We start from the raw sequence: 7000 nt of genomic DNA, 5'->3' as shown, positions 1-7000 counted from the left end.
CGCGTCGCCCTCACGCTCCGGCTGGTGGGTGGGTTGCAGACGCCGGAGATCGCGCGGGCGTTCCTCGTCCCGGAGGCGACCCTGGCGCAGCGACTCGTCCGGGCCAAGACGAAGATTCGCGGCGCGCGGATTCCCTACCGCGTCCCGACCGACGCCGACCTCCCCGATCGGCTCGACGGTGTCCTGACGGTTCTGTACCTCGTGTTCGGCGAGGGATACGCGGCATCGGCGGGCGACGCTCTGACGCGGGCCGATCTCTGCGACGAGGCAATCGTGCTCGCGCGGATGGTCGTCGATCTGATGCCCGACGAGTACGAGCCCCGCGGACTGCTGGCGCTGATGCTCTTGCTCGACTCGCGGCGATCCGCGCGCACCGATGCCACCGGAGCCCTGATCCCGTTACCCCAGCAGGATCGGTCGATGTGGAACCGCGCTCGCGTCGACGAGGGCCTGGCCGTGGTCCGCGCGTGCCTCGATCGCCGGCGTGCCGGCGGTGCGGCACCGGGGCGGTTCCAGCTTCAGGCAGCGATCGCCGCCGTCCACTCCGATGCCGACCGCGCGCAGGACACCGACTGGCATCAGATCGTCGCGCTCTACGATCAGCTCGCGACCTGCGACCCCAACCCGATCGTCCGACTGAACCGGGCCGTCGCGGTGGCCGAGATCGACGGTCCGGCAGTGGCTCTGGGCCTGGTGAAGGACCTACCGTTGGCGCGCTACCACCTGTGGCACGTCACGCGCGCAGACCTGTTGCGCCGACTGGGCGAGGTCACCGCGGCCCGAAACTCCTACCGGCTGGCAATGGAGACGACCGCGAATGCGGTGGAACGAGAGTTCATCCGGAGGCGGATGGACGAGATGTGGAGCCTAGGAGATTCGAACTCCTGACATCTGCCTTGCAAAGGCAGCGCTCTACCAACTGAGCTAAGGCCCCGTGCCAGATGTCTCTAGCGCTGGGGTAGGACGTGCCACTCTTCGACGTTCCGATGAGTCTCGATGACCAGGCCGCCCACAACCAGTGCGACCAACCCGATCACGATGACCGCGACCTTTTCCACGTGGGCCTAGGAGGACTTGAACCTCCGACCTCTTCGTTATCAGCGAAGCGCTCTAACCGCCTGAGCTATAGGCCCGTGAACCGTCAAAAGGTTACCGGACTGTCCCCTCCAGAAACAAAACAGCGGAGTCCGGTCGCCAAAACGACAGGTCAGTCGCGATCGGCGAGGGTCACCTCGACGCCGCCGACGAGGTCCGCGCTCATGTTGTAGATGAACGCACCGACCGTGGTCAGGGCCGTGAACACCACGACGTAGACCGCACCCACCAACGCCGCGACACCGAACACGGTGCCCGCGGTGATCTGGAAGGACGTGTCGGTCGACGAGTCGCTCGACACCAGGTCGCCGAACGAACCGTTGAGCTGATCCCAGACGCCCATGCCGTCGAGGATCACGTACAGCACGCCGATGGCGATCATCCAGATCAGGAACAGCGCGATCGCGAGAACCGAGGAGATCTTGAAGGTCGACCACGGATCGATCCGGCGCAGCTGCACCGCGGCACGCAGCGGACCGCGCGGGCCCGCGGAGAACGTCTCCACCGGCCGGACCGGCGGGACGCCGGAATCGGTCTGCTGGCCACCGGTCGGGTGATGGATCGCGTCGAGATCGGGCAGATCCTCCGGCAGGTTGTTGCGGTCGATGTTGCGCGTCGGCCCGTCGATCACCTTCCCGGTCAACGAGTTACGTCCCTTCGACGGCTCCTGCGCCGCATCCCGGGTGGTGTTGCCATCGGCGTCGAGCTTCGCGATCGGCGCACGGGTGGTCGACTGATCCGACGAGCCGGACGGCCGGTTGACGGCCGAGCCGGTCACCAGCGGACGCTTGGGCGCGCCGTTGGGCTGGCCCTGCTGCGGCGGCGGGCCGGACGGCCCCTGCTGATTCGGCTGCAGCGGTGGGCCGGGCTGGTTCGGCTGGACCGGTCCCCCAGACGGCGGGCGCTGGTTGCCAACCCGCTGCCATGGCGGCATCCCACCCGGACCGGTACCCGATCCGGGTCGCGGGCCCTCGGCCGGAGCACCCCCGTTGTCCTGCCCGCCGTTCTCGGCGGGACGGGACGCGAGACCGTTCGAGTCGCTCCCCTCGGGCCGATCGGTGGTACCGGGTCCCGATCGCGGCGACCCCTCGGGCTCGTTGGGTGTGCTCAACTACTTTCCTTCACCTCGTGTGACGTGCTGGATGGAAACGCTCAGCTACCGGCCGCCGAGCCGCCGTCGGCCTCATCGGGCTCGTCGGCGTTCCGGGCGATAGCCAAGAGCGTAGTTCCTTCGTCCAGGTTCATCAGGCGGACGCCCTTGGTTTGGCGCCCTGCCTTGCGGACCTGTTTCGCGAGCGTCCGGATCACGCCACCACCGGAGGTGATCGCGTAGACCTCGCTCGTGTCGTCGACGATCAGCGCACCCACGAGCTCGCCTCGGCGCCGGTCGTACTGGATCGTCAGCACACCCTTTCCGCCACGGCCCTGAACCGGGTAGTCGTCCATCGCGGTGCGCTTGGCGTAGCCGCCCGCGGTCGCGACCAGCAGATACGTGCCCTCGGCGACGACGTTGAGTGACAACAGCTGGTCGTCGTCGTTGAAGCGCATGCCCTGCACACCCGAGGTCTGCCTGCCCATCGGACGCAGCGCGTCGTCGGTGGCGCTGAAGCGGATCGACTGGCCGTGCTTCGACACCAAGAGCAGGTCGTCGGACGAGCTGCACAGCTGCGCGCCGACCAGCTCGTCCTCGCCGCGGAGGTTGACCGCGATGATGCCGCCGGAACGGCTCGAGTCGAAGTCGACCAGACGCGACTTCTTCACCAGACCGCCGAGGGTGGCCAGCACCAGGTACGGCGCGTCCTCGTAGCTCTTGATCTGGATGACCTGGGCGATCCGCTCCTCGGGCTGGAAGGCCAGCAGGTTCGCCACGTGCTGACCACGCGCGGTGCGGTTGGCCTCGGGTAGCTCGTAGGCCTTGGCGCGGTAGACCCGGCCCTTGGTGGTGAAGAACAGGATCCAGTCGTGGGTGGAGCAGACGAAGAAGTGCCGGACGATGTCGTCCTGCTTGAGGCCGGCGCCCTGCACACCCTTGCCGCCGCGCCGCTGGCTACGGTAGAGGTCGGTCTTGGTGCGCTTCGCGTATCCGGTCTCGGTGATGGTGACCACCACGTCCTCGCGGGCGATGAGATCCTCGTCGGCGACGTCGCCGTCGGCCGGGATGATGCGGGTGCGTCGCTCGTCACCGAACTTGTCCACGACCTCGGTGAGCTCGTCGCGCACGATGGCGCGCTGACGCTCCGGGCGGGCCAGGATGTCCTGGTAGTCGGCGATCTCGATCTCGATCTCGGCGAGCTCGTCGACGATCTTCTGACGCTCCAACGCCGACAGTCGGCGCAGCTGCATCGCGAGGATCGCGTCGGCCTGGATCTCGTCGATGTCGAGCAGGTCGATCAGCCCGGCACGCGCCTCCTCGGTGTTCGACGAGGCGCGGATCAGGGCGATGACGTCGTCGAGGGCGTCGAGCGCCTTGACCAGACCGCGCAGGATGTGAGCCCGCTCCTCGGCCTTGCGCAACCGGTACCGGGTCCGACGCACGATGACGTCGATCTGATGGGCCACGTAGTAGCGGATCATCTGATCGAGACGCAGGGTGCGCGGCACACCGTCGACGATGGACAACATGTTCGCGCCGAAACTGGTCTGCAGTTGGCTGTGCTTGTAGAGGTTGTTCAGCACCACCTTGGCGACCGCGTCCCGCTTGAGGGTGACGACGATCTGCATGCCGACGCGGTCCGAGGACTGGTCCTCGATCTTGCTGATGCCCTTGAGCTTGCCGTCGTTGACCTGTTCGGCGATCGAGACGATCATGCGGTCCGGGTTGACCTGGTAGGGCAGCTCGGTGATGACCAGAGTCGTTGCGCCGGTCTTGGATTCCTCGATCTTGACCACACCGCGCATCCGGATGCTGCCGCGACCGGTGGTGTACGCGTCGAGGATGCCCTGCGACCCGACGATCAGACCTGCCGTCGGGAAATCGGGTCCCTTGATGGCCTCCATGCACGCGGCCAGCGTCGACTCCTCGTCGGCCTCGTGGTTGTCGAGAGCCCAGAACACCGCTGCGGCAACCTCGTTGAGGTTGTGCGGGGGCATGTTGGTGGCCATACCGACCGCGATGCCGCCGGATCCGTTGATCAGCAGGTTCGGGATACGGCTCGGCAGAACCGTCGGCTCCATCGTCTTGCCGTCATAGTTCGGCGTGAAATCGACTGTCTCCTCGTCGATGTCACGGAGCATCTCCATGGCCAAGGGCGTCAGCCGGGCCTCGGTGTAGCGCATCGCGGCCGCGCCGTCGTCGCCACGCGAACCGAAGTTGCCCTGTCCGTCGATCAACGGGTAGCGCATCGACCACGGCTGAGCGAGACGCACGAGTGCGTCGTAGATCGCGGTGTCGCCGTGCGGGTGGTAGTTACCCATGGTCTCGGCAACAGGCTTGGCGCACTTGACATAGCTGCGATCCGGGCGGAAGCCGGCGTCACCCATCGCGTAGAGCAGACGACGGTGCACGGGCTTGAGACCGTCGCGGACCTCGGGCAGCGCGCGACCCACGATGACGCTCATCGCGTAGTCGATGTAGCTGCGCTGCATCTCCTGCTGGATGTCGACCGGCTCGATCCGGTCACCACCGGAGGAGTCGGTGGTTCCGCCCGGCGGCAGGGTGGTGTCGGTCATGATTCGATCACTTTCTTCTGGTCACAGCGACAGTGGAGGCGGCGCACACGCGCCGCATTCACACGTCGAGGAAGCGGACGTCCCGGGCGTTGCGGGCGATGAAGCTGCGGCGGGCCACGACGTCCTCACCCATGAGAACGCTGAACAGTTCGTCGGCCGCGGCGGCGTCGTCGAGGGTCACCTGGCGCAGCACGCGCACCGAGGGGTCCATCGTGGTCTCCCACAGCTCCTTGGCGTTCATCTCGCCGAGACCCTTGTAGCGCTGGATGCCGTCGTCGGTGTTGATCTTCTTGCCTGCGGCCCGACCCGCCTCGAGCAGACCGTCGCGTTCGCGATCGGAGTACGCGAACTCCGGTGCGGCACCCTTCTGCCACTTGAGCTTGAACAGCGGCGGCTGGGCCAGATACACGTGACCGTGCTCGACCAACGGACGCATGAACCGGAACAGCAGCGTCAGCAGCAGGGTCGAGATGTGCTGGCCGTCGACGTCGGCGTCGGCCATCAGCACGATCTTGTGGTAGCGCAGCTTGGCCAGGTCGAACTCGTCGTGGATACCGGTACCGAAGGCGGTGATGATCGACTGCACCTCGGTGTTCTTGAGAACACGGTCGATGCGGGCCTTCTCGACGTTGATGATCTTTCCGCGGATGGGGAGGATCGCCTGGTACATCGAGTCGCGACCCGACTTGGCGCTGCCACCGGCGGAGTCACCCTCCACGATGTAGACCTCGCACTTGCCGGGGTCGTTGCTGCGGCAATCGGCGAGCTTGCCGGGTAGACCGCCGATGTCGGTTGCGCTCTTGCGCCGCACCAGCTCTCGCGCCTTGCGCGCAGCCATACGCGCCTGCGCGGACCCGACCGCCTTGTTGATGATGATCTTGGCCTCGGCGGGATTGGACTCCAGCCAGTGTGAGAGGTGCTCGTTGGCGACCTTCTGCACGAAGCTCTTCACCTCGGTGTTGCCGAGCTTGGTCTTGGTCTGACCCTCGAACTGGGGATCGGAGACACGGACCGAGATGACCGCGGCGAGACCCTCACGGATGTCGTCACCGGTGAGCTTGCCGTCCTTCTCCTTGAGGAGCTTCTTGTCCAGCGCGTACTTGTTCACCGTGCTGGTCAGCGCCGAACGGAAACCCTCCTCGTGGGTACCGCCCTCATGTGTGTTGATGGTGTTGGCGAAAGTGTGCACCGACTCGGAATAGCCTGCGTTCCACTGCATCGCGACCTCGAGCTCGTGCCCGGTGCCCTTCGCGGTGAACGCGACGATCGAGTTGTGGATCGCGCTCTTGGTCCGGTTCAGGTGTGCGACATAGTCTTCGAGTCCACCGGGGTAGTGGTAGGTACGCACCCGCGGCTTGCCCGCGACCTCTTTGGTCACGGCTTCGCCTGCGGTGTCGGCGATCTCGATGACGTCGGAGACCTCGGCTGCGGCGTCCTCGTCCAGCTCGGACTGGCTACGCGGGGCATCCGCGGTCTCGACGTCGACGCTGTCGTTGCCGATCTGCTTGGGACGCTCGTCGGTCAGCGTGATGGTCAGTCCCTTGTTGAGGAACGCCATCTCCTGCAGACGTCGGGAGATCGTCTCGAAGCTGTAGTCGACCGTCTCGAAGATCTCCGGATCCGCCCAGAACCGGGTGGTCGTACCCTTCTTCCGCGTCGCGGAACCCTTCACCAGCTCCGCGGGCTTGGCGTAGTTGTAGGTCTGCGACCAGTTGAAGCCGTCACGTGCGATCTCGAGCTCGACCTTGGTCGAGAGGGCGTTGACGACCGAGATGCCCACACCGTGGAGACCACCGGACACCGCGTACGAGTCGGAGTCGAACTTGCCGCCCGCGTGCAGCTGGGTCATGACGACCTCGACCGTGGGCACACCGGTCTTGTGCATCTCGACGGGGATGCCGCGGCCGTCGTCGATGACCTCGACGCCGCCGTTGGCGAGAAGCTTCACGTCGACCTTGCTGGCGTGACCGGCCATGGCCTCGTCGACCGAGTTGTCCACGACCTCCCAGATCAGGTGGTGCAGACCTCGCTCACCGGTGGAACCGATGTACATGCCGGGTCGTTTACGTACCGCCTCGAGTCCTTCGAGGATGCTGATCGAGTCGGCGCCGTAGTCCTTGGGGGCTGCCTTCTTGGCAGCGGGGCGGGTCGCCTTCTTGGCCGGGACCGCGTCCGCAGACGTCGGGTTGTCAGTGGGTTCGTTGCTGTCGGCCACGAGTGGTGTCCGCTCCTTGTC

General features: G+C 66.1%; 4 protein-coding genes and 2 tRNA genes. 1 reads left to right on the top strand and 5 read right to left on the bottom strand.

Annotated elements, in window-relative coordinates; translation table 11 throughout:
* Positions 1–888 (top strand): DUF6596 domain-containing protein (locus JHC79_RS14230; protein WP_296391855.1); only part of this gene is annotated, 888 nt, incomplete at its 5' end.
* On the opposite strand, the gene JHC79_RS14225 is transcribed toward JHC79_RS14230, so the two are convergent.
* The 5 genes from JHC79_RS14225 to gyrB all read right to left on the bottom strand — a co-directional run bounded on the left by JHC79_RS14225 (position 862) and on the right by gyrB (position 6979).
* A tRNA-Ala gene (locus JHC79_RS14225) sits at positions 862–934 on the bottom strand. The two genes, JHC79_RS14230 and JHC79_RS14225, sit on opposite strands and share 27 nt — an antisense overlap.
* 125 nt (positions 935–1059) lie before the next feature.
* A tRNA-Ile gene (locus JHC79_RS14220) sits at positions 1060–1133 on the bottom strand.
* A gap of 74 nt (positions 1134–1207) precedes the next feature.
* Entirely contained in the window at positions 1208–2206 is a 999-nt protein-coding gene (locus JHC79_RS14215; RefSeq protein WP_296391853.1) for a DUF3566 domain-containing protein, read from the bottom strand.
* Positions 2207–2247: 41 nt separating this feature from the next.
* A complete protein-coding gene (gene gyrA, locus JHC79_RS14210) occupies positions 2248–4764 on the bottom strand; it encodes a DNA gyrase subunit A (protein WP_296391851.1) in 2517 nt (838 codons plus the stop codon).
* Positions 4765–4822: 58 nt separating this feature from the next.
* Positions 4823–6979 (bottom strand): DNA topoisomerase (ATP-hydrolyzing) subunit B, encoded by a 2157-nt coding sequence (gyrB, locus tag JHC79_RS14205; RefSeq protein WP_296391863.1) that lies wholly within the window; start codon positions 6977–6979, stop codon positions 4823–4825.
* Positions 6980–7000: the final 21 nt, after the last annotated feature.

This window comes from Williamsia sp. (assembly GCF_016462415.1).
Taxonomy (GTDB): domain Bacteria; phylum Actinomycetota; class Actinomycetes; order Mycobacteriales; family Mycobacteriaceae; genus Williamsia_A.
Note: the sequence above shows the minus strand (reverse complement) of the source record. Positions and strands in the feature narration are given on the sequence as shown.